This window comes from Caulobacter sp. FV2ye17ST (assembly GCF_058680955.1).
Genome location: NZ_CM178727.1, coordinates 4172439 through 4193342, shown reverse-complemented (window position 1 = coordinate 4193342; position 20904 = coordinate 4172439). Strand labels below are relative to the sequence as shown.

General features: G+C 67.1%; 22 protein-coding genes and 1 pseudogene. 13 read left to right on the top strand and 10 right to left on the bottom strand.

What is annotated here, in order from left to right:
• Positions 1 to 15: 15 nt before the first annotated feature.
• Together ffh and ACW17V_RS20235 are read right to left on the bottom strand one after the other, a co-directional pair.
• Complete coding sequence (gene ffh / locus ACW17V_RS20240; protein ID WP_492106814.1) at positions 16 to 1539, bottom strand: signal recognition particle protein; 1524 nt, start codon at positions 1537 to 1539, stop codon at positions 16 to 18.
• Between the two features lie 418 nt (positions 1540 to 1957).
• Positions 1958 to 2464, bottom strand: a complete 507-nt coding sequence (locus tag ACW17V_RS20235) for a DUF1993 domain-containing protein (RefSeq protein WP_492106813.1) — start codon at positions 2462 to 2464, stop codon at positions 1958 to 1960.
• 120 nt (positions 2465 to 2584) lie between these two features.
• Between ACW17V_RS20235 and ACW17V_RS20230 the strand changes: the two genes are divergently transcribed.
• Positions 2585 to 3019 (top strand): CBS domain-containing protein, encoded by a 435-nt coding sequence (locus tag ACW17V_RS20230; RefSeq protein ID WP_492106812.1) that lies wholly within the window; start codon positions 2585 to 2587, stop codon positions 3017 to 3019.
• 71 nt (positions 3020 to 3090) lie between these two features.
• On the opposite strand, the gene mdh is transcribed toward ACW17V_RS20230, so the two are convergent.
• Positions 3091 to 4053, bottom strand: coding sequence for a malate dehydrogenase (gene mdh / locus ACW17V_RS20225; RefSeq protein WP_492106811.1), 963 nt, complete (start codon positions 4051 to 4053; stop codon positions 3091 to 3093).
• 132 nt (positions 4054 to 4185) lie between these two features.
• On the opposite strand from mdh, the gene ACW17V_RS20220 reads away from it, so the two are divergent.
• Together ACW17V_RS20220 and ACW17V_RS20215 are read left to right on the top strand one after the other, a co-directional pair.
• Positions 4186 to 5235: a MaoC family dehydratase gene (locus ACW17V_RS20220; RefSeq protein ID WP_492106810.1), complete on the top strand. Its 1050-nt coding sequence runs from the start codon at positions 4186 to 4188 to the stop codon at positions 5233 to 5235.
• Entirely contained in the window at positions 5228 to 5653 is a 426-nt protein-coding gene (locus ACW17V_RS20215; protein WP_492106809.1) for an HIT family protein, read from the top strand. Before ACW17V_RS20220 ends, ACW17V_RS20215 begins: the two co-directional genes overlap by 8 nt.
• On the opposite strand, the gene ACW17V_RS20210 is transcribed toward ACW17V_RS20215, so the two are convergent.
• Both ACW17V_RS20210 and ACW17V_RS20205 read right to left on the bottom strand, forming a co-directional pair.
• Positions 5650 to 6693 carry a hypothetical protein gene (locus ACW17V_RS20210; protein WP_492106808.1) on the bottom strand — a complete coding sequence of 348 codons (1044 nt, stop codon included), beginning with the start codon at positions 6691 to 6693 and terminating at the stop codon, positions 5650 to 5652. The genes ACW17V_RS20215 and ACW17V_RS20210 overlap by 4 nt on opposite strands.
• A gap of 11 nt (positions 6694 to 6704) precedes the next feature.
• A complete protein-coding gene (locus ACW17V_RS20205) occupies positions 6705 to 7580 on the bottom strand; it encodes an HpcH/HpaI aldolase/citrate lyase family protein (protein WP_492106807.1) in 876 nt (291 codons plus the stop codon).
• A gap of 126 nt (positions 7581 to 7706) precedes the next feature.
• Between ACW17V_RS20205 and ACW17V_RS20200 the strand changes: the two genes are divergently transcribed.
• The gene (locus tag ACW17V_RS20200; RefSeq protein ID WP_492106806.1) at positions 7707 to 8087 is read left to right on the top strand and encodes a DUF2237 family protein; all 381 of its coding nucleotides are present in this window, start codon (positions 7707 to 7709) and stop codon (positions 8085 to 8087) included.
• A 525-nt stretch (positions 8088 to 8612) separates the two neighbouring features.
• Positions 8613 to 8749: pseudogene (locus tag ACW17V_RS20195) on the top strand (hypothetical protein); the annotation flags it as partial.
• 811 nt (positions 8750 to 9560) lie between these two features.
• Here the strand turns inward: ACW17V_RS20195 and thpR are convergent.
• Positions 9561 to 10097, bottom strand: a complete 537-nt coding sequence (gene thpR, locus ACW17V_RS20190; RefSeq protein WP_492106805.1) for an RNA 2',3'-cyclic phosphodiesterase — start codon at positions 10095 to 10097, stop codon at positions 9561 to 9563.
• Positions 10098 to 10102: 5 nt separating this feature from the next.
• Positions 10103 to 11155 (bottom strand): aldo/keto reductase, encoded by a 1053-nt coding sequence (locus ACW17V_RS20185; RefSeq protein ID WP_492106804.1) that lies wholly within the window; start codon positions 11153 to 11155, stop codon positions 10103 to 10105.
• 148 nt (positions 11156 to 11303) lie between these two features.
• Here ACW17V_RS20185 and ACW17V_RS20180 point away from each other — a divergent pair, with 148 nt between their 5' ends.
• Together ACW17V_RS20180 and ACW17V_RS20175 are read left to right on the top strand one after the other, a co-directional pair.
• Positions 11304 to 12056 (top strand): Bax inhibitor-1/YccA family protein, encoded by a 753-nt coding sequence (locus tag ACW17V_RS20180; RefSeq protein WP_492106803.1) that lies wholly within the window; start codon positions 11304 to 11306, stop codon positions 12054 to 12056.
• A 127-nt stretch (positions 12057 to 12183) separates the two neighbouring features.
• The gene (locus tag ACW17V_RS20175; protein WP_492106802.1) at positions 12184 to 12561 is read left to right on the top strand and encodes a hypothetical protein; all 378 of its coding nucleotides are present in this window, start codon (positions 12184 to 12186) and stop codon (positions 12559 to 12561) included.
• 3 nt (positions 12562 to 12564) lie between these two features.
• On the opposite strand, the gene ACW17V_RS20170 is transcribed toward ACW17V_RS20175, so the two are convergent.
• The 3 genes from ACW17V_RS20170 to acnA form a co-directional block, all read right to left on the bottom strand.
• Positions 12565 to 12906, bottom strand: coding sequence for a DUF2794 domain-containing protein (locus ACW17V_RS20170; RefSeq protein ID WP_492106801.1), 342 nt, complete (start codon positions 12904 to 12906; stop codon positions 12565 to 12567).
• Positions 12907 to 13469: 563 nt separating this feature from the next.
• Entirely contained in the window at positions 13470 to 14195 is a 726-nt protein-coding gene (locus ACW17V_RS20165; protein WP_492106800.1) for a DUF1223 domain-containing protein, read from the bottom strand.
• Positions 14196 to 14338: 143 nt separating this feature from the next.
• Entirely contained in the window at positions 14339 to 17026 is a 2688-nt protein-coding gene (gene acnA, locus ACW17V_RS20160; protein WP_492106799.1) for an aconitate hydratase AcnA, read from the bottom strand.
• A 177-nt stretch (positions 17027 to 17203) separates the two neighbouring features.
• Between acnA and ccmA the strand changes: the two genes are divergently transcribed.
• The 6 genes from ccmA to ACW17V_RS20130 all read left to right on the top strand — a co-directional run bounded on the left by ccmA (position 17204) and on the right by ACW17V_RS20130 (position 20837).
• Complete coding sequence (ccmA, locus tag ACW17V_RS20155; protein WP_492106798.1) at positions 17204 to 17806, top strand: heme ABC exporter ATP-binding protein CcmA; 603 nt, start codon at positions 17204 to 17206, stop codon at positions 17804 to 17806.
• Positions 17803 to 18468 carry a heme exporter protein CcmB gene (ccmB, locus tag ACW17V_RS20150; protein WP_492106797.1) on the top strand — a complete coding sequence of 222 codons (666 nt, stop codon included), beginning with the start codon at positions 17803 to 17805 and terminating at the stop codon, positions 18466 to 18468. Before ccmA ends, ccmB begins: the two co-directional genes overlap by 4 nt.
• Before the next feature lie 254 nt (positions 18469 to 18722).
• Complete coding sequence (locus ACW17V_RS20145) at positions 18723 to 19355, top strand: Spy/CpxP family protein refolding chaperone (RefSeq protein ID WP_492106796.1); 633 nt, start codon at positions 18723 to 18725, stop codon at positions 19353 to 19355.
• 52 nt (positions 19356 to 19407) lie between these two features.
• Positions 19408 to 20145: a heme ABC transporter permease CcmC gene (ccmC, locus tag ACW17V_RS20140; RefSeq protein ID WP_492106795.1), complete on the top strand. Its 738-nt coding sequence runs from the start codon at positions 19408 to 19410 to the stop codon at positions 20143 to 20145.
• Between the two features lie 15 nt (positions 20146 to 20160).
• Positions 20161 to 20325, top strand: a complete 165-nt coding sequence (ccmD, locus tag ACW17V_RS20135) for a heme exporter protein CcmD (RefSeq protein ID WP_492106794.1) — start codon at positions 20161 to 20163, stop codon at positions 20323 to 20325.
• Entirely contained in the window at positions 20322 to 20837 is a 516-nt protein-coding gene (locus ACW17V_RS20130; RefSeq protein ID WP_492106793.1) for a DsbE family thiol:disulfide interchange protein, read from the top strand. Before ccmD ends, ACW17V_RS20130 begins: the two co-directional genes overlap by 4 nt.
• Positions 20838 to 20904 lie beyond the last annotated feature (67 nt).

The following is a 20904-nucleotide window of genomic DNA, read 5'->3' as shown; positions in this document are numbered from 1 at the left end:
CCTTGAGTTCGAGTTCTATTTCTTGAACGGGTTGAAACCGGGCGGCAGACCGCCGCCCAGGCCGGAAAGGAGGTTCGGCTTGGCGTCGCCGCCACCGCCGAGACCGGGAAGACCCGGCAGGCCTCCCGCGGAATTCTGTTGATCGGGCGCGGCCTGCTTGCCGCCACCCATGGCCTTCAGGCGCGACATGTCGCCGCCGCCCATCATGCCGGCCATGCGAGCCAGGCTCTTGCCGCCGTCCTTGGACATGGCCTTGAACATGTCGGCCATCTGGCGGTGCTGCTTCAGCAGACGGTTGACCTCGGCCACGTCCACCCCGGCGCCGGCCGCGATGCGGCGCTTTCGCGAGGCGGCCAGGATGTCGGGCTTCTTGCGCTCCAGCTTGGTCATCGAGCTGATGATCGCCTGCTGGCGGCGGAAGATGCTGTCGTCGATGCCGCTCTCGGCGATCTGCTTCTTGACCTTCTGGACGCCCGGCAGCAAGCCCATGATGCCTTCCATGCCGCCCATCTTCTGCATCTGCGACAGCTGGGAAGACAGGTCGTTCAGGTCGAACTGGCCCTTGGCCAGTTTCTTGGCCATGCGCTCGGCTTCGGCATGGTCCAGATCGGCGGCGGCGCGCTCGACCAGGGCGACAACGTCGCCCTGACCCAGGATGCGGCCAGCCACGCGGCGGGCGTCGAACACGTCCAGCGCGTCGATCTTCTCGCCGGCGCCGAGGAACTTGATCGGCAGGCCCGTGACATGGCGCATCGACAGCGCCGCGCCGCCCCGGCCGTCGCCGTCGGCGCGGGTCAGGATCAGGCCGGTCAGGGGCAGGCGTTCGTGGAAGGCCTTGGCGGTGCGGACCGCGTCCTGGCCGGTCAGGCTGTCGGCGACCAGCAGGGTCTCGGTCGGCTGGGCGATGCGGGCGATTTCCGCCGCTTCGCTCATCATCGCCTCGTCCAGCGTGGTGCGGCCGGCGGTGTCAAGGATCAGAACGTCATAGCCGCCCAGCCTGGCCGCGCTCATCGCCCGTTTGGCGATATCGACGGCGCTCTGGCCGGCGATGATCGGCAGGCTCTCGACCTCGACCTGCTTGGCCAGCATGGCCAGCTGTTCCATGGCGGCCGGACGGCGGGTGTCGAGCGAGGCGACCAGCACCTTCTTGCGCTCGGTCTTGGACAGGCGCAGGGCCAGCTTGCCGGTCGTGGTGGTCTTGCCCGAGCCCTGCAGGCCGGTCATCAGGATCACCGACGGCGGGTTCAGGGCCAGGTTCAGGCCGGTGGGCTCTTCGCCGCCCAGCATGTCGACCAGACCGTCATAGACGATCTTGACCACCTGATCGGCCGGCTTGACCGAGCGGATGACCGCCTCGCCCGAGGCCAGTTCCTTGGCCTTGCTGATGAAGTCCTTGACCACCGGCAGGGCGACGTCGGCTTCCAGCAGGGCGACGCGGACCTCGCGCAGCGCCTCGTCGACGTCCTTTTCGGACAGCACGCCGCGACCGCCGAGGCGGTCGAATACGCCGGAGAGCCGCTCTGTAAGGCCGTCGAACATGGGTAGCCCTGGTTAAATACGGACCAAACGCAATCAGCCCCCGTGGACGATAACGTCGACGGGGGTCCTCACCGGCCTCGTCCAGATGGATCCCGCGCTAGCGGGCTGGGGTCGTGACGGTAGAGGCGCTGCTGATGAAGCGCCGGAAGGCGGGTCTTATGCTTGGACCCTGTGGAAAATGCAAGGAATTCGAGTCGATGCGCGCGCCGCACGCCACGGTACGTCCGGACTCGTCGCTCCTCGGAGTCATTCTGCGGTCTTGGAGCAAACCTTGGATGAGACAGTGAGTGGGAGATGGATCCGCAGTTATTGAGCGCCCTTGCGGTGCTTTTGACAGCGGCGGGCGGGGTCGTGACGGCTCTGGCCGCCTTGGTATGGGCGTTTCGGCGGCGGCCTTGAGGGCCGCCGCCGACCAGCTTCAGGCCGTCCCGAGATAGTCGCGCTTGCCGACCTCGACGCCGTTCTTGCGAAGGATCGCGTAGGCGGTGGTCAGGTGGAAGAAGAAGTTCGGCTGGGCCTGGGTCTGCAGATAAGCCAGGCCCTTGACCACGCTGGTCTCGCCGCGACGGGTCAGGGTGATGTCGCGGTCTTCGGCGCCCTCGAACTTGCCGGCGTCCAGGCCTTCGACATAGGCGATGGCGCGGTCGACGCGTGCGATCAGGTCGTCGAAGCCGGTCTCCACGTCGTCCCAGGCCGGAACCTCCTCGCCGGCCAGGCGCGCGGCGCAGCCCTTGGCGAAGTCGGTGGCGATCTGCACCTGGCGGATCAGCGGGAACATGTCCGGATACAGGCGGGCCTTCAGCAGGGCCTCAGGATCAAGCTTCTTGGCCTCGACATGGGCGGAGGCCTTGGTCAGTACGACCTTCAGACCCTTCAGGCCCTGGACGAAGACGGGGACGCTGGCCTGGTGGATGGAAAGGGACATGGAAGCTCCGCTTGAAGATGTGGCGCACAGATAGGGCGGACGCCTCCGAAGCGAAAGCGGGGAACGCGAGGTGATCGGCAAGGGTTTAGGGAGCTTGAGTTCAAACCACGAGGTTTCCCCATGAAAGTCAGCGACGCCATGACCGGTCAGGTCTCGACCGTCGCCCCCACCGATACGGTCCGCAAGGTGGCCCAGATGATGGCCCACGTCGAAACCGGCGCCGTGCCGATCGTTGATGACGGCAAGGTGGTGGGCTTGGTCACCGATCGCGATATCGTTCTGCGGGTGGTCGCCGAAGGCCGCAGCTTCGACTCGCCGATCTCCGAAGCCATGACCGAGGGCGAGGTCCACAGCGTCAAGGAAGACGACGTCCTGGCCGACGCCACCGCCAAGATGGCCAGTAACCAGATCCGCCGCCTGGTGGTGCTCAACGACGCCGGCGCCCTGACCGGCATTCTCTCGTTGGGCGACGTGGCCAAGGACTATGGCGCCAAGCAAGTGGGCAAGACGCTGGAAGATATCTCGGCCGAGCCGGCCGACGCCGCAGCGCACTAGACGTCAAGCGACCAAGAAAAAGGGCGGCCCCGCGAGGAGCCGCCCTTCGTCGTTTGGGATGTCTGTAAGGCCTAGACCAGCGACGGGTCGATGGCCTTGCAGGCTTCCATCAGGCCCTTCACCGAAGCGACCGAGGCGGCGAACATCGCCTTCTCTTCGTCATTGGTTTCGAACTCGACGATCTTTTCCGCGCCGCCGGCGCCGATGACGACCGGCACGCCGACATAGAGGCCGTCCAGGCCGTACTGGCCGGTCAGGAAGGTCGCGCACGGCAGGACGCGCTTCTTGTCCTTCAGATAGCTGGTGGCCATGGCGATGGCCGATTCAGCCGGAGCGTAGAAGGCCGAGCCGGTCTTCAGCAGGGCGACGATCTCGCCGCCGCCGCCGCGGGTGCGCTTGACGATGCCGTCGAGCTCTTCCTGGGTCATCCAGCCCTGCTTGACCAGTTCCGGCAGGGGCAGGCCGCCGACCGTCGAGTGACGGACCATCGGCACCATGTCGTCGCCGTGGCCGCCCAGGGTCCAGGCGTGGATGTCTTCGACCGACACGCCGGTCTTTTCGGCCAGGAAGTAGGCGAAGCGCGCGCTATCCAGGACGCCGGCCATGCCGATGACCTTTTCCTTGGGCAGGCCCGAGAACTGCTGCAGGGCCCAGACCATCGCGTCGAGCGGGTTGGTGATGCAGATGACGAAAGCGTTGGGGGCGTGCTGCTTGATGCCTTCGCCGACGGCCTTCATGACCTTCAGGTTGATGCCCAGCAGGTCGTCGCGGCTCATGCCCGGCTTGCGGGGCACGCCGGCGGTCACGATGCAGACGTCGGCGCCGGCGATGTCGGCATAGTCATTGGCGCCCTTCAGGACGATGTCCTTGCCGAACACGGCCGAGGCTTCGGCGATGTCCAGGGCCTTGCCCTGCGGCGTGCCTTCGCTGATGTCGAACAGGACGATGTCGCCAAGCTCTTCGCGAGCCGCGATGTGAGCCAGGGTGCCGCCGATCATGCCGGCGCCGATAAGGGCGATCTTCGCGCGAGCCATAGGGTCTCCGTCAGGACTGTGGATGGAAATTCTCGCGGCGGTCTACGCCCGGAGCGGCCAAGCCTCAAGCCCCCTTTCCCGTTTCGCTGCACTGCGGCAAGACTGTCTGAACAACGATAAGGATGCGCAGGGATGAGCAAGACCGACCCCGGGAACTATTTCGAGGACTTCAGGCTGGGCCAGGTGCTGGTCCACGCCACGCCGCGCACGGTGACGGCGGGCGATGTGGCGCTTTACACCGCCTTCTACGGTCCGCGCTTTTCGCTGTTTTCGTCGGACGAGGTGGCGCGGGCCAGCGGCCTGCCCGCCGCCCCGGTGGATCCGCTGATCGCCTTCCACATCGTGTTCGGCAAGACGGTGCCCGACATCAGCCTGAACGCCGTGGCTAATCTGGGCTATGCCGAGGGCCTGTTCCTGGCGCCGGTCTATCCGGGCGACACCCTGATGGCCGAGTCCGAGGTCATCGGGCTGAAGGAAAACTCCAACCGCAAGACCGGCGTCGTCTATGTGCGAACCACCGGGACCAACCAGCGCGGCGAGGCGGTTCTGAGCTATGTGCGCTGGGTGATGGTGCGCAAGCGCTCGGCCGAGGCAGAGGTCCCCGAGCAGGCGACGCCGAAGCTGGCCGAGGCGGTGGCGGCCAGGGACCTGATCATCCCCGCCACCCTGGACTTCTCGAAATACGACTACGCCCTGGGCGGCGCGCCGCACGCTTTCGAGGACTACGCGATCGGCGAGCGGATCGACCATGTCGACGGCATGGCCATCGAGGAGGCCGAGCACGCCATGGCCACCCGCCTGTGGCAGAACACCGCCAAGGTCCACTTCAACCAGTTCGAGCGCGCCAAGGACCCGTCGGGCCGGCGCCTCGTTTATGGCGGCGTGGTGATCTCGACGGCCAAGGCCCTGTCGTTCAATGGCCTGCAGAACGCCGGCCTGATCCTGGCGATCAATGGCGGCCGCCATGTCAGCCCCTATTTCGCCGGGGCCACGGTGTTCGCCTGGAGCGAGGTGCTGGACAAGGCCGACCTGGGCGGCGGCGTCGGGGCGCTGCGGCTGCGGCTGGTGGCGACCCGCGACCGGCCCTGCGATGACTTCCCGGGCAAGGACGAGGCGGGGGTCTATAACGAGCACGTCATCCTCGACTTCGACTATTGGGCGGCGGTTCCCAAACGTGGCTGAGTTCGCTCTGGACCCGGCCTTTGTCGCCACCTCGGAGGCGCTGGGCGACCTGCGTCTCTGCGAGGCCCGGCTGCAACTGGACGCCCGCTATCCGTGGATCGTGCTGATCCCGCGCCAGCCGGGTCTGCGCGAGATCGAGGACCTGTCGCCGGCCGACCGCATCGCCCTGATGGACGAGATCGTCCTGGCCGGCGACGCGGTTCGGGCCGTCGGCGCGGCGCTGGGCCTGACGGTCGACAAGCTGAACGTCGGCGCCCTGGGCAATGTCACGCCGCAACTCCACGTCCATGTCATCGGCCGCCGGATCGGCGATCCGGCCTGGCCGGGGCCGGTCTGGGGCCACAGTCCCGCCGAGGCCTTCGCGCCGACCGCCCTTGACGCGGCGGTCGCGGCGGCCCGCTCGGCGCTGAGCCTCTAACGCAGGTTCGGCTTCTTCTTGGCCGGGGCCTTCTTCTTGCTCGCCGCCGCCTTGCCCTTGCGGGCCGGGGTCGCCTTGGCCTTGGAGCCCTTCTTGCCCTTGGCCACGGCCTTGCCTTTCGCGCCGCTCTTCTTGGCCAGGGCGGCGCAGCGGGCCTTGGCGGCCTTGAGCGCCTTGCCGGTCTTGCCCTTGGTCGAGCAGGCCGGCGCCCTGGCCGGAGCCGCGCGCGCCGGAGCGGCGCGCGGCGCGCCCCAGATCACCGGGCCACGACCCTGGATCACATAGCCCGGCGGCAGGCTGGGCGGGGCCTCGCGCTCGGCGACCACCGGCTGGTTGGCGCCGGCGTCATAGAGGTTGCCGCTCCAGCGGGTCGAGCCCGTCGGGCTGAGGGTCAGCACCGCGGACTGGCCGCCCCGGGGACTGAACCGCACGACGAGTTCGGAGCCCGACCGCTCGACGCTCTCGATCAGTCCGGTCGAGCCGACGGCCCCGGCCCGGCGCACGTCGCGCCAGGCGCCTTCGACAGGCCCATAGCCCCCGGCCGGATCGACGATCTGCAGGGCGTAGAGGATCGATCCGTCGGGACCCGAAACCTTCCAGCCGCCGTCCAGCGGACCCTGCAGGCCCTGGGCGGCGACGATCGAGCCCTTGACCCGCAGTTCATAGATCCGCTCGGCCGGCACATAGCTGCCCTGCGGTACGGCATGGTCGCCGTCCGGCGGGAAGGACACCGACGGCGGTTCCGGCGTCGGGATCGGCAGGATAGTGGGCTTGTGATACGGCGCCGGCGCGGCCGGCTGGGCGTCTTCCTCGTCGGTGTTGCCGGTCTGGGTGATCAGGTCGCCCAGCGGATCAAGGACGACCGGAGCCTGCGGGTCCGCGGCCGGGTCCGGCGGCGTCTGCAGGGGATCCGTCGAGGCCACGGGGGCTGCGGGCGCCCCGGCCTGGGGCGCGGTGCCCTGGGGCGCGGTGGCGACCGGCGACTCCTGAGCCAGGACCGGACCGGCGACCAGAGCGACACACAGGAAGAGAGCCCGCATCAACAGAGATCCTAACCGGCCTTGGCGGCGATGGCGGCGGCGACCTGGACCAGACGCTCGGCCTGGGCCAGATGCAGGCGCTCGGCCATCTTGCCGTCGACCCGCAGGGCTCCCCTGCCCGCATTTTCGGGCGCCTTGAAGGCGGCGATCACCGCCTGGCTCCAGGCGATCTCGTCGGCGGAGGGCGAAAACACCCGGTTGCAGATCTCCAGATGCTTGGGGTGGATCAGGGTCTTGCCGTCGAAGCCGAAATCGACGCCCTGGACGCAGACCGCCTCCAGCGCGTCCAGATCCTCGATGTCGTTGTGCACCCCGTCCAGGATGGTCAGGCCGTGGGCCCGGGCGGCCGCGACCGACAGGGTCAGCAGCGGCAGGAACGGCGCGCGATCCGGCGTCTGGCGGGCCCGCATCTCCTTGGCGAAGTCGTTGACCCCCATCACGAAGGTCGACAGCCGGGTCGAGTGGCTGGCGGCGGCGATCTCCCACAGGTGGAAGGCAGCCTTGCCGGTCTCGATCATGGTCCACAGCCGTGTTGCTGGCGGCGCAGCATGCAGGGCGGCGTTGTAAACCCGCACATCGCCGGCATCGTTGATCTTGGGCACCAGCACCGCGTCGGGGCCGGCCTCGGCGGCGGCCGCGAGATCTTCGGCCCCCCAGGGGGTGTCCAGGCCATTGGTGCGGATCACCACCTCGCGAGCCCCAAAGCCGCCGGCCTTGACGGCCGCCACGGCCGCGTCGCGGGCGGCTTCCTTCATCTCGGGCGCCACGGCGTCCTCGAGATCGAGGATGATCACGTCCGCGTCCAGGGTGCGCGCCTTCTCGACCGCCTTGGCGTTCGAGGCGGGCATATAGAGAGCGCTGCGGCGCGGCCTGGCGACGGTGGACATGCAAAATTCCCTGCGGTCTTTTCTTATACAGCCTTCTTAATCACGCGCGGGCCACGGCAAAAGCAAAGACGTTCGACGCGCGCTAATCTTGGTCACGGATCGCGCGAAGCGGGATAGGATCGCCGCATGACCACGCGTTATGACGAGAACGCCCGCAATGTGCTGGGCGAGGAGCTGATCCCCTGTTCCGTGAACCCGGTGACGGGCTTTTACCGCAACGGCTGCTGCGAGACGGGTCCGCACGATCTGGGCCTCCATACGGTCTGCGCGGTGATGACCGACGAGTTCCTGGTGTTCTCCAAGGCCGCCGGCAACGACCTCTCCACCCCCCGACCGGAATTTGCCTTCCACGGCCTGAAGGCCGGCGACCGCTGGTGCCTGTGCGCCGGCCGCTGGAAGGATGCCCTCGACGCGGGCCTGGCCCCGCCGGTGGTGCTGGAGGCGTCGCACGAGGAGATGCTGGCGATTGTGCCGCTGGGTGTGCTGAAGGATCACGCGGCGGCTTAACGGACACGGCGTCTCGACCTCGCGCGGAAACCGCCGAGTTGATGGAAAGGGTCGCGGAGCGTCCGGACGACGTCCGGATGAGAGATAGAGATTACCGTTTCGACGAAGCCGTCCGCTCCGCGTCATCGTTGTCCGTCAGCGTCCCGTCAGGTGGCCCTGTTCAGGCCTTACCGGGAGCCGAGCCGCTCCGTTTCCGGAACCGCTCGGCGGTCGAGGCGGGCGAGCCAATCTAATGACTAATGAACACACCCGCTTGCCCTCATCCACGCCAACGGCGGGCGGGTCCGGCCAGCAACCAGATCCCCGGACGCGCTTCAGTATCCCCCTGAAGCCCAGCCCCGCTCGATCACCCCCCGCCGCCGCAATGGTCGCTGGCCTTGCGCCCTTCCCTCGCGACGAGGTGGGATGATTATGCGGGAGGTTTCAGCGCGTCTGATTGGCGCGATCAAGTTTCTTACAAGGCGTTGATTTCGTTGAGATCGACTTTCGAAAAAACGGGGATGCAGCACAGTCTATCCCCATACCCTCCCGTCATTCCCGCCCTTGTGGCGGGAACCCCTCTGTCCGCCGCAGGTGCGGGAGGGGCGAAGTGCGCGCGCACTTCGCTGGCGTCTCACGTGTCAGCTGAAGCAGGCGTTCCCGCCACAAGGGCGGGAATGACGGTGATCTATGGGGGTAGCCGCCCGCCCCCCTTCGCGCCGAAGGGAGCCATCCCTAGATCTCACGGCGAGACGATCGCTGGTCTGGAAAGGTCACTCCGCCGACACCGCCCTCCGGGCGGCCGCTCCGCGGCGGCGAAGCCGTCCTTGACTGACCTTTCCAGACCAGCACGCTGCAGCCTCCAGGAGATTTAAGGATGAGCGGGACGCGGGGCGTCCGCTTGTTGGCAATGAGCCAAAGACTGTTTTCGACCCGTTGCGGACATGCGACGCAAGAATGTTAGACTCCAACAATGAAGCTCTACCTAGTCTCACCAGCGATCCCTGCACACTCGGATAAAGCGTTCATTGATGCCCGCCTCAAGGCCTGTATCGAGCCAATCGCGGATCTCATCCTCAGCCACGTAGCAGCCGATCCCGCGCTCTTCGGCATGCGACACGCGAACGAGGTATCGAAATTTCCGCTGCCGGCTAACGAGCCTTACGGATACGCGGAGGTCGCTCGGATTCCAAACCAAGACGCTCTGCGCCGAGCTCTAATCGCGTGCGGTGATCCAGATAGTGGCGAGTGGATGCTGATACGGTCTTTGGTGACCTGCCGCGCCATTTTCTATGGCTACGATGGCCAGGCGTTCGTGTGTCTTCCGAGTGAATCGGAACCTATCGTTTCGTCTGACCAAGCGCTGATTAGCGTGGAAGAGTGCTCTCATCTGCTTACGGAAGCCGATTGGATGGATGGTCTCTCGGGCGACTGAAACGTCGTGAAACCACCCCGAACAGACAATCACCCTGTCCGCTTCTGGCCTCGCCCGGCTCAGCCCAGCGGATATTCCCGCTCCAGCCGATAGACCGAGCCCTCGCCGCCCAGCCAGCTGGAATAGAGCCCGAAGCGATCCACCCGGAACGGCGGCGAATGCAGCAGGTTGTTGGCCTGGACCCAGGCGCCGACCTCGGGCACGGCGGGGCGCTTGAGATAGGCCAGGGTGACATGCGGCGTGTAGAGCCGCGCTTCGGGCTTGAGGCCCACTTCGCGCGCCGCCCGCTCGTTGGCCTTGGCCAGTCCGCGCAGGTCGCGGCTTTCCGCGACCCCGGCCCAGACGGCGTGGATCTCGACGCCTTCGCCGAAATGGCCGACCCCGGCCAGCTCCAAATCAAAGGCCGGGGCCTCGATCGCCGCCAGGGCCTCGTCCAGTTCGGCGGCCACCGGCTCCTGCACATCGCCGATGAACTTCAGCGTGATGTGGAAGGCGTCCTGGGGCCGCCAGCGCGCGTGCTCGATGCCGTGCTGACGGGTCAGCAGGCCCTGGCCGATTTCGGGCGGCACGGCGATGGCGGTGAACAGGCGCAGCATGGGCGTCAGGGGCAGGGATTGGGCTGGGCGGCGTGGATGGCGTTGACGGCCTTTTCCAGCTCGTCGGTCCAGGTCAGGTCGAAGGCGTCGATGCCGATCTTCAGCTGGTCCATCGAGGTGGCGCCGATGATGGTCGAGGTGACGAACTGGCGCGTGTCGCAGAACTTCAGGGCCAGGGTCGCGGGATCAATGCCGAACTTACCGGCCAGATCAACATAGGCGCGGATCGCGGCTTCGGCCCCGGGGCCTTCATAGCGCTGCATGCGGTTATAGAGCGCCTTGCGCGAGCCCTCGGGCAGGGCCCCGTCCAGATATTTGCCGGTCAGGGCGCCCTGAGCCAGCGGCGAATAGGCCAGCAGGCCGACCTGCTCGCGCATCGCGATTTCGGCCAGGCCATATTCGAAGGTGCGGTTGGCCAGGTGATAGGCGTTCTGGATCGAGGCGATGCGCGGAAGGCCTCGACCTTCGCTTTCGGCCAGGAAGCGCATCACGCCCCACGGAAACTCGTTGGAGACGCCGATCGCGCGGATCGTCCCCTTCTTCACGTGGGCGTCCAGCGCCTCGAGGATGTCGCCGAAGGTCTCGTAGTCCTGCTCGTAGTCCTTGAAGGTCTGGCCGCCGAACACCCGCACCGGCCGGTCGGGCCAGTGCAGCTGGTAGAGATCCAGATAGTCGGTGTTGAGGCGCTTGAGGGAGTTCTCGACGGCCTCGTCAATCTGGGCCCGGGTGTGGCGGGTGGGGGCGCCGTCGGCCCGCATCCAGGTCAGGCCGCCGAAGGCGCTGCCGCGACCGGCGACCTTGGAGGCCAGGACGATCTCGTCGCGCTTGCCGGTCTTGGCCAGCCACGAGCCGATGTGGCGCTCGGTATTGCCCTGGGTCTTGGGATCAGGCGGGCTGGAATACATCTCGGCCGTGTCCCAGAAATTGACGCCGCGCTCTAGCGCGTAGTCCATCTGGGCGTGGGCCTCCTCTTCGCTGTTCTGCGAGCCCCAGGTCATGGTGCCCAGGCAGCAGCGCGACACCATCACGCCGGTCCGTCCCAGTTCCGAATAATCCATTCCGCCCCGTCCCTGCTCTTCTTGCGTTGGGACTATTTAAGCGGTCCGCCGCCGCTCACAACAGCCATCCCTTGCGCGAAGGCTCCAGGATGCCGATATTCGTCAGGCGTCCAAATTGGGCGTGATGCAATCAAAGGGTTTTCCCTCGATGAACGACCTCAACCGCGGCTATGCGCGCTCGATCCCGGCGGATCGCGCCGACATGTCGGTTGACGCCGGCCTGCGCAGCTTCATGCTCGGCGTCTACAACAAGGTGGCCCTGGGTCTCCTGCTGTCCGCCGGACTCGCCTATCTGACCAGCGCCTACCAGCCGGTGGCCAGCCTTCTGTATGTGCTGACCCCCGATGGCCGTCTGGCCGGGTTCACCATGGCCGGCACGATCATCCGCTTCGCCCCGCTGGCCATGATGCTGGTGGCGATGTTCGCCATGAAGAACCCCACCGCCAAGTCGTCCGGCGCGCTGTACTGGGCGCTGGTCGCCACGATCGGCGCGGGCGCGGGCGTGTGGCTGCTGGCCTATACCGGCGCCTCGGTGGCCTCGACCTTCCTGATCACCGCCATCGCCTTCGGCGGTCTCAGCCTGTTCGGCTACACCACCAAGAAGGACCTGACGGGTTTCGGCAGCTTCCTGATCATGGGCCTGATCGGCCTGGTTCTGGCGTCGCTGGCCCAGATGTTCCTGCGCCTGCCGGGCCTGAGCTTCATCATCAGCATCCTGGGCGTGTTCATCTTCGCGGGCCTGATCGCCTATGACACCCAGCGTCTGAAAACCGCTTATTACGAAATGGGCGGCGACCAGAACTCGATGGCGGTGGCCACCAACTACGGCGCGCTGAACCTCTATCTGAACTTCATCAACCTGTTCCAGTTCCTGCTCAGCATCTTCGGCTCGCGCCGCTAGATCCCGACCAGATCGGAATGATGAGCCCCGGCGGGAAACCGCCGGGGCTTTTTCGTGGGCTCTCGACGGCAACGGAGCAAAGGCCCATCCTGGGGGTGGGGACGACGAAGACCGCGTTGAGGATTTCATGACCCGCACCCTGACCTTTCTGGCCGGCCTTGTTCTGGGCGCCGCCGCGGGCGCCGCACACGCCGAGCCGATCAGCCTCAAGCCCTATGCGATCCCGGCCAAGGCCCCGATGATGTCGCTGGCGCGGGATGCGGCGATGCAAAGCTCCAGGCCGGATCTGTCCGTGCCGGTGCGCTACGCCAACGCCCCGGTGCGACTGCCGCGCGGGATCGCCAGGACCTCTGTGGAAAGCCGGATCGCCGGCGACGGCCCCGTGGCCTCGGCCGGGGTGCTGTGCGGTCTCAAGCCCAGCGCAGATTACAGCGGCATCGGCACGGCGCGGGGCTATGACAATGACGGCCGGTTCGTGGGCGCCAAGCTGGCCTTTTCGTTCTAGGCCTTAGTCCACCACCGAGAACTTGCCCTTCTCGAACACCTTCAGCACCTGGGCCAGTTCGTGGCCACGCTTGAGGATCATGCCGCCCTGGCCGATTACCGCCCAGGCGCCCTGCTTGCGGGCCAGGGCCGGGCGCTTCTCCACGCGATAGAGCGGGGCCTCGGCGGCGTGGCGGAAGATCGAGAACACCGCGCAGTCGGACAGGCCGGCGATGCCGTAGTCGCGCCATTCGCCGGCGGCGACCATGCGGCCATACAGGCGCATGAGCGTATCGAGCTCGCGCCGCTCGAAGAAGGTCACGCCACCGGGCGAGGGGGCGGACGGAAACTGCGGATCCAACGCCATCGGACGAATCCTAAACCCAGTCCGCCCGGTTTGGCGAGCGTGGCGTCGCGGTCACGCCCTGGGGAATTGCAACACGACGGTCACGCGACGCCGCGAAAGGACCTTATTTTGGACCTTCGGCCGCCTGTTTGGACCGCCAATTTATCAGTGTCGGCTGATCGGACATCTCACGGTCCTGGATCCTGAACAGCCCCCCAGCCCCCCTCGATCGCGGGCCGGTCGGCCGACAGAACGAACCATCCCCCTCCCCATGAGCCCGCGCGGTCCTTCCCCCACCGCGCGGGCTTTTTGCTGTCCGCGGGCCGCCGGGTCGGGAGGCTGTTGCGGGGGCCTAGGCCAAGCTTGACCACTGGCCATGAAACGACCTTGGTTTGGTCGTGGTCGCGCCCGCTTCGGACCGGATAAAGCAAGGGTCAGCCGACCGGCTTCGGGATCGGGGCCCTGAACAGCCCCCCCAGCCCTCTCCGGTTTCGAACCGGTTTGCTGACGAACAAGCCCTCTCCAAAAGAGCCCGCGCGATTGCCCCCTCGGTCGCGCGGGTTTTTGCTGTCTGGAGCTTAGCTCTAGCGCTCGGCGGTTTCGAGCACGCCGATGATGCGGCCGCCCTTGGCGCCCTGGACGATGACCACCGTCTGCAGATCGGCGTCGGTGGTCGCCGGCAGGCGATACAGCTTGGGACGGCCGGCCCATGGGCCCAGGCGAACCAGCTCGCGCACCACATTGCGGTGGACCAGGGTCTGGCCCTTGTTGTCGCCGCGCTTGACGGCGATCTCCTGCTCGCGCGGATCGAACCGCACCAGCCACACCTCGCCGCCGCCGCGTGGGGCGGGGCCCGAGCCGACCGCGACGCGGGTCTTGCCGACAAATTCCATGTCCGGCGGATTGGACGGCGCCTTGGCGGCGGTCTTGATCAGGTCTTCGACCGCCTCGGCCTTGGCGCCCGAGGCCTGGACGCGGCCGCCGACCACCATCTGGGGCGTGGGCACGTCGCGCAGGGCGAATTTCTTGACATAGGCCCGCTGGCGCTCGGCGAAGACCGGCTTGGCGAAAGTGTCCTTCCAGCCCAGATAGTCCCAGTAGTCGACCGAATAGGTCAGGGCCAGGACGTCGTCGCGCTGGGTCAGGTCGGCGGCGACCTGGTTGGCCTTGACGCACGAGGTGCAGCCCTGGGCCGTGAACAGCTCGACGACGACGGGCAGCTTGGCCACCGGAGGCTTGGCGCCCCAGGCGGATGTCGCGGCAAGGCCCGAGAGAGCCAGACAGAACAGGGAAAGGGCGGCCTTACGCATTGCGGGTCACTTAAGCCAAGATCGCGGGTCTAGGCCGTTCACGAGGCCGTGAAGGCCGAGTTCTTTTGCGAAAGTTCGCGCCAGAAACGAAAACGGCCCGCCGGATCGCTCCGGCGGGCCGCTTCCTGGATGTCAGCGCTGCGTTAGTCGGCCTTGGCCAGATTGCGCAGCACGTAGTTCAGCACGCCGCCGTTCTTGAAATATTCAAGCTCGGTCGGGGTGTCGATGCGGCAGCGGACCGGGAAGCGGGCGATGCGGCCGTCGGTCGGGCGATAGAGCTCGACGATCAGCTGCTTGCGCGGGGCCAGATCGGTGAGGCCGCGGATCGAGACGATCTCCTCGCCGGTCAGTTCCAGCTTCTGCCAGCCGTCCTGGATGAACTGCAGCGGCAGAACGCCCATGCCGACCAGGTTCGAACGGTGGATGCGCTCGAAGCTTTCGGTGATTACCGCGCGGACGCCCAGCAGCTTGGTGCCCTTGGCCGCCCAGTCACGCGACGAGCCAGTGCCGTATTCCTTGCCGGCGAAGACCACCGAGGGGCGACCCTCTTCCTGGTACTTCATGGCCGCGTCGTAGATCGACATCACCTGGCCCGACGGGAAGTGCTTGGTGACGCCCCCTTCGATGTCCGGGGTGATGCGGTTGCGGATGCGGATATTGGCGAAGGTGCCGCGCATCATGACCTGGTGGTTGCCGCGACGGGCGCCGTAACCGTTGAAGTCGATGGGCTGCACGCCGTTGTCGACCAGGTACTGGCCGGCCGGGCTGGAGGTCTTGATCGAACCGGCCGGGCTGATGTGGTCGGTGGTGATCGAGTCGCCGAACACGGCCAGCACGCGGGCTTCCACGATGTCGGTGACCGGAGTCGGGGTCATTGACATGTTGGGGAAGTAGGGCGGGTTCTGGACGTAGGTCGAGTCGCCTTCCCAGGCGTAGGTCTGGCCGCCCGTGATCTTGATGCCCTGCCAGTTCTTGTCGCCCTTGAAGACGTCGCCGTAACGGCTGGCGAACATCTTTTCGGTGACCGACTTGCGCTGCAGGACGGCGATGTCTTCGTTCGAAGGCCAGATGTCCTTCAGGAAGACGTCATTGCCCTTCTTGTCCTGGCCCAGCGGCTGGGTGGCCAGATCGATCTTCATCGAGCCGGCCAGGGCGTAGGCCACCACCAGGGGCGGCGAGGCCAGGTAGTTGGCGCGGACGTCGGGGTTCACCCGGCCTTCGAAGTTGCGGTTGCCCGACAGCACCGAGCAGGCGACCAGGTCATTGTCGCTGATCGTCTTGCTGATGGCTTCCGGCAGCGGGCCGGAGTTGCCGATGCAGGTGGTGCAGCCATAACCCACGAGGTTGAAGCCGAGCGCATCGAGGTGCTTGGTCAGACCGGCCTTGAGCAGATAGTCGGTGACCACCTGCGAGCCGGGGGCCAGCGAGGTCTTCACCCACGGCTTGACCTTCAGACCCTTGGCGACCGCGTTCTTGGCCAGCAGGCCGGCGGCGATCAGCACCGAGGGGTTGGAGGTGTTGGTGCACGAGGTGATGGCCGCGATGACCACGTCGCCGTGACCGACGTCGAAGTTTTCGCCTTCGACCGGGGCGCGCAGCTCGGGGTTTTCGGCCTTGCCGAATTCACCGGCCAGCGACTCGGCGAACTTGGACGCGGCGTCGGTCAGCAGAACCCGGTCTTGCGGGCGCTTGGGGCCGGCCAGCGACGGCAGGACGACCGACAGGTCCAGTTCCAGGGTGTCGGTGAAGCTCGGCTCGGGCGTGCCCGGCTCCCACCACAGACCCTGTTCCTTGGCGTAGGCTTCCACCAGGGCGACGCGGGCGGCGTCGCGGCCGGTGCCCTTGAGATAGGCGATGGTTGCGGCCGAGATCGGGAAGAAGCCGCAGGTCGCGCCATATTCCGGAGCCATGTTGGCGATGGTCGCCTGGTCTTCCAGGGTCAGGTTGGCCAGGGCGTCGCCGTAGAATTCGACGAACTTGCCGACCACGCCCTTCTTGCGCAGCATCTGGGTGACGGTGAGCACCAGGTCGGTGGCCGTCGCGCCTTCCGGCATGGCGCCGGTCAGCTTGAAGCCGATGACTTCCGGGATCAGCATCGGGATCGGCTGGCCCAGCATCGCGGCTTCAGCCTCGATGCCGCCCACGCCCCAACCCAGAACCGACAGACCGTTGACCATGGTGGTGTGGCTGTCGGTGCCGACGACGGTGTCGGGATAGGCGGTGGTTTCGCCGTCGACGTCGTTGGTCCAGACGGTCTGGGCCAGATATTCCAGGTTCACCTGGTGGCAGATACCGGTGCCGGGGGGCACGACGCGGAAGTTGTTGAACGCCGAGCTGCCCCAGCGCAGGAAGCGGTAGCGCTCGATATTGCGCTCGTATTCGCGGGCGACGTTGGCGTCATAGGCCTTGGCGTCGCCGAAGTTGTCGACCATCACCGAGTGATCGATGACCAGGTCGACGGGGTTGAGCGGGTTGATCTTGGCCGGGTCGGCGCCGAGGGCGACCATGGCGTCGCGCATGGCGGCCAGGTCGACCACGGCGGGAACGCCGGTGAAGTCCTGCATCAGCACGCGGGCGGGACGGAAGCTGATTTCGTGCTCGACGGCGCCCTTGTTCTGCAGCCATGCGGCCACGGCCTTCAGGTCGGGTTCGTCGACGGACACGCCGTCTTCGTTACGCAGCAGGTTCTCGAGAAGCACCTTCATCGACACCGGCAACGAAGAAACACCGGTCAGACCGGCTTCCTCAGCGGCGCGAAGGCTGTAATAGACGTAGGTCTTGCCACCGACGATCAGTTCGCGGCGGGCTTTAAGGCTGTCAACAGACGCCATTCGGGAGATCCCTTCTCTGTCCACGGCCGCCCGAAAACCACTCCCGGGATCGCGCGATCGAGGCGGACCCACAGCGTCCATCCCCGCGCCGCGTCCCCTGACAAGCTGGAGGGGGACGGCCGAGGGCTTCTTAGCGCCGCTAATGTTCAACGTCCATGCGCGGGACAAGGTCTTGGCATGTTGAGAACTGTTCTCATTAAAGATTTGGCCGTGTCTCGCGGCGAACGACGACTGTTTTCGGGCTTCAATCTGCGGATCGAGGCCGGCGAGGCCGTGGAGCTGACCGGTCGCAACGGAGCCGGCAAGACCAGCCTGCTGCGCGCCGTGGCCGGCCTGCTGCGGCCGGAAGCCGGCCAGATCGTCTTCGAGGATCACGAGCCGGAGACCGCCCGCGCCGAGCATCTGCACATGGTCGGCCACCAGGACGGCCTGAAATCCACCCGCACGGCCTGGGAAGAGCTGCGGTTCCAGACCCTGTGGTGCGGCGGCTCGCCGGCCACGGCCCGCCAGGCCGCCGAGCGGTTTGATCTGGTGCGGCTGCTCGACCTGGAGGTTCGGCGCCTGTCGGCCGGCCAGCGTCGTCGCCTGGCCCTGGCCCGGCTGGTCGCCAGCCCGCGCACCCTGTGGCTGCTGGACGAGCCGATGGCGCCGCTGGACTCGACCCATCGCCTGACCTTCGGGGCCCTGATGGCCGAGCATCTGGTCGGCGGCGGCATGATCCTGGCCGCCGTGCACGATCCCCTGCCGGTGGCCGCCCGGGTGGCCGAGGTGGGCGCATGACCGCCTTCCTGATCCTGCTGCGCCGCGAACTGGCCCTGGCCTGGGGCAAGGGCGGCGGGCCGCTGCTGGCCCTGGCCTTCTATGCCGGCGTCGTCACCCTGCTGCCGATGGCCGCCGGCCGCGCGCCCGAGAAGCTGGCCGCCGTGGCGCCGGGCATCGCCTGGCTGGCCCTGGCCTTGGCGGCCCTGCTGTCGCTGGAGCGCCTGTTCGAGCGTGATTTCGAGGACGGAGCCCTGGACCTGCTGGCGCTGGGTCCGGCCTCGCTGGAAGCCGTGGCCGTGGCCAAGTGCCTGGCCCAGTGGCTGGCCTCTGGCGCGCCCCTGGCCCTGGCGGCGCCGGTCGCGGCCCTGGCCCTGGGCGCCGATCCGAAGATCATTCCCCTGCTGGTGCTGTGCGGCCTGTTCGGCGGCCTGGCCTTCGCCTTCCTGGGCGGACTGGGCGCCAGTCTGGCCCTGGGCAGCCGGCGGGGCGGCCTGCTGGTGGCCGTTATCGTGCTGCCGCTCTATGTGCCGCCGGTGATCTTCGGGGCCGGCGCCCTGGACGCCCTGGCCGGCGGCCTGCCGTGGACGGGCGGCCTCTTTCTGATGCTCGCCTATTGCACGGCGGCGGTCGCCTTGAGCCCCCTGGCCATGGCGGCGGCGTGCCGCAACGCGCTGGACTGAGTTTCCTACAATCCGCTCTCCCCGGCAAAGGCCGGGGCCCAGATTCAGCCTGAGCGTCTGGGGAGGGTGCGCCCGCGGTCGGAGTCAGGACCACCGACCTCTCTGGGTTCGATCTGGGCCCCGGCCTTCGCCGGGGAGAGCGGATCAAATGGGCTGGCGTCAATCCTGTAACATTGTTCATCCAACCTGACATTTTCGCGCCACAAGCCGATGGCCAAGCTCTCGCCAGATCTGGTTCCGAGGGAGAAACCATCATGCAGAAGTCCACGCGACGCCTGGCCCTGGCCGCCACCGCCGTTCTCGCCATCACCGCCGCCGCCGGGGCCGCCATGGCCCAGATGCCGCCCCCGCCTCCGCCTCCCCCCGCGTTGCCGCCGCTTCCGCCGCTGCCGCCCTTACCGCCTGCGCCGCCCCTGTCGTTCCTGGACGTCATGATGATGAGCGGCCAGGACATGGCGATGATGCATCACGGCAAGCCCGCCGATCCGGAAGCCCATGCCAAGCACCTGCGCGACGTGCTGCAGCTGCGTCCCGACCAGGACGGCGCCCTGAAGGCCTATATCGAGGCCACCGCGCCACAGAAGATGGCCGAGGGTCTGAAGTGGAAGAGCAAGGACGACAGTGACGACAAGCCGCTGACCACGCCCGAGCGCCTCGACCGGCAGGCCGCGCACATGACGAAAATGGCCGAGACCTTCCAGAAGCGCGCCTCGGCGACCAAGGCCTTCTATGCGGCGCTGTCGCCCAGCCAGCAGAAGGCCTTCGACGCCTTGGCTCCGCATGGCCCGCGCATGATGGTCAAGCACCTCGACATCCGCCACGACGGTCCGCCGATGGGCGAGCGCAAGGAAGAGCGCAAGATCATCATGAAGCACAAGGCCGGCTGATAAGGGTCGATACGCATTGCGGGCGTTCATCGGGAGCTCTAATCAGCAATCCATGGACGCCCGACACCCGTTTGATTTCCTGACCAACCCCGAGCGGTTCATGGCCTTCTCGCGGTGGGCCGCGCCGATGTTCGGGGCCCTCGCCGCCGCGCTGGCCGTGGTTGGCCTCTACCTGACCTTCTCGGTCCCCGAGGACTACCAGCAGGGCGACACGGTGCGGATGATGTTCATCCACGTGCCCGCCGCCATCATGAGCATGATGGTCTATCTGTTCCTCGGCGTTTCCAGCCTTCTGGCCCTGGTCTTCCGCCACGCCCTGGCCGACGCCGCCGCCCGCGCCTGCGCGCCGCTGGGCGCGGTGTTCACGGCCCTGGCCCTGGTCACCGGCTCGCTGTGGGGCAAGCCGATGTGGGGGACCTGGTGGCAGTGGGACGCCCGCATGACCTCGGTGCTGGTGCTGTTCCTGTTCTATCTGGGCTATCTGGCCCTGCGCGGCGCGCTGGAGGACGAGCAGAAGGCCGCTCGCGCCGCCGCCATCCTGGCCCTGGTCGGGCTGATCAACCTGCCGGTGGTCAAGTTCTCGGTCGACTGGTGGAACACCCTGCACCAGGGAACCTCGACCCTGTTCGCCAAGCCGGAAGACCGGCTTCCGGCGGTGTATCTGTGGCCCTGGGCCCTGATGACCCTCGCCTATCTGTCGGCCTTCGGGTCGCTGTGGCTGGTGCGGATCCGGGCCCTGGTCTGGCGGCGCAAGGCTCGCGCCCTGGCCTTGCGGATGGCTGAAAATTAGAGGCGGGGAGCTGAGATGGATTTCGACGCCGGAAAATACGCGATCTATCTGTGGCCGGCCTTCGGGATCACGGTCGTGGCCTTCGCCTGGATGATCCTCGACAGCCTGGCCCAGTCCCGCCGGTGGAAAGCCGAGCTGGAGCGCCTGCAGGACGAAGCGGCCAAGGCGGCGCAGGCGTGAAGCGCTGGCTGGCCTTCACGCCGCTGATCGTGCTGGCGGCCCTGGCGCTGCTGTTCGCCGGCTACGCCCTCAAGCGCGATCCCAAGGTCTCGCCCCACGCCATGGTCGGCAAGCCGATGCCCGTCCTGACCCTGCCCGAGCTGTCCAGCGGACAGCCGACCGCCCTCAAGGACGTCACACAGGGCGGCCCCGTGCTGGTCAATTTCTTCGCCTCCTGGTGCGCGCCCTGCGAGATCGAGCATCCGCAGCTGATGGCGCTGAACGCCCAGGGCGTGAAGGTGATCGGCGTCGCCTACAAGGACGCCCCGCCCAACACCCAGGCCTTCCTGACCCGCCTGGGCGACCCCTTCGCCGCCCGGCTGGTGGATCGCAGCGGCGCCGCGGGCCTGGAGTTCGGCGTCACCGGCGTGCCCGAGACCTATCTGGTCGGCTCGGACGGCATGATCCTGGCCAAGCACACCGGCCCCCTGACGCCCGATGCGGCCGAGGACCTGCTGGCGAAGGCGCGCTAGTTTGGCGCTTCGCAGCGTCTGAACCTGTACTCAGATCCATCGGCCCAGGTTCCGGCGATCTCATTTC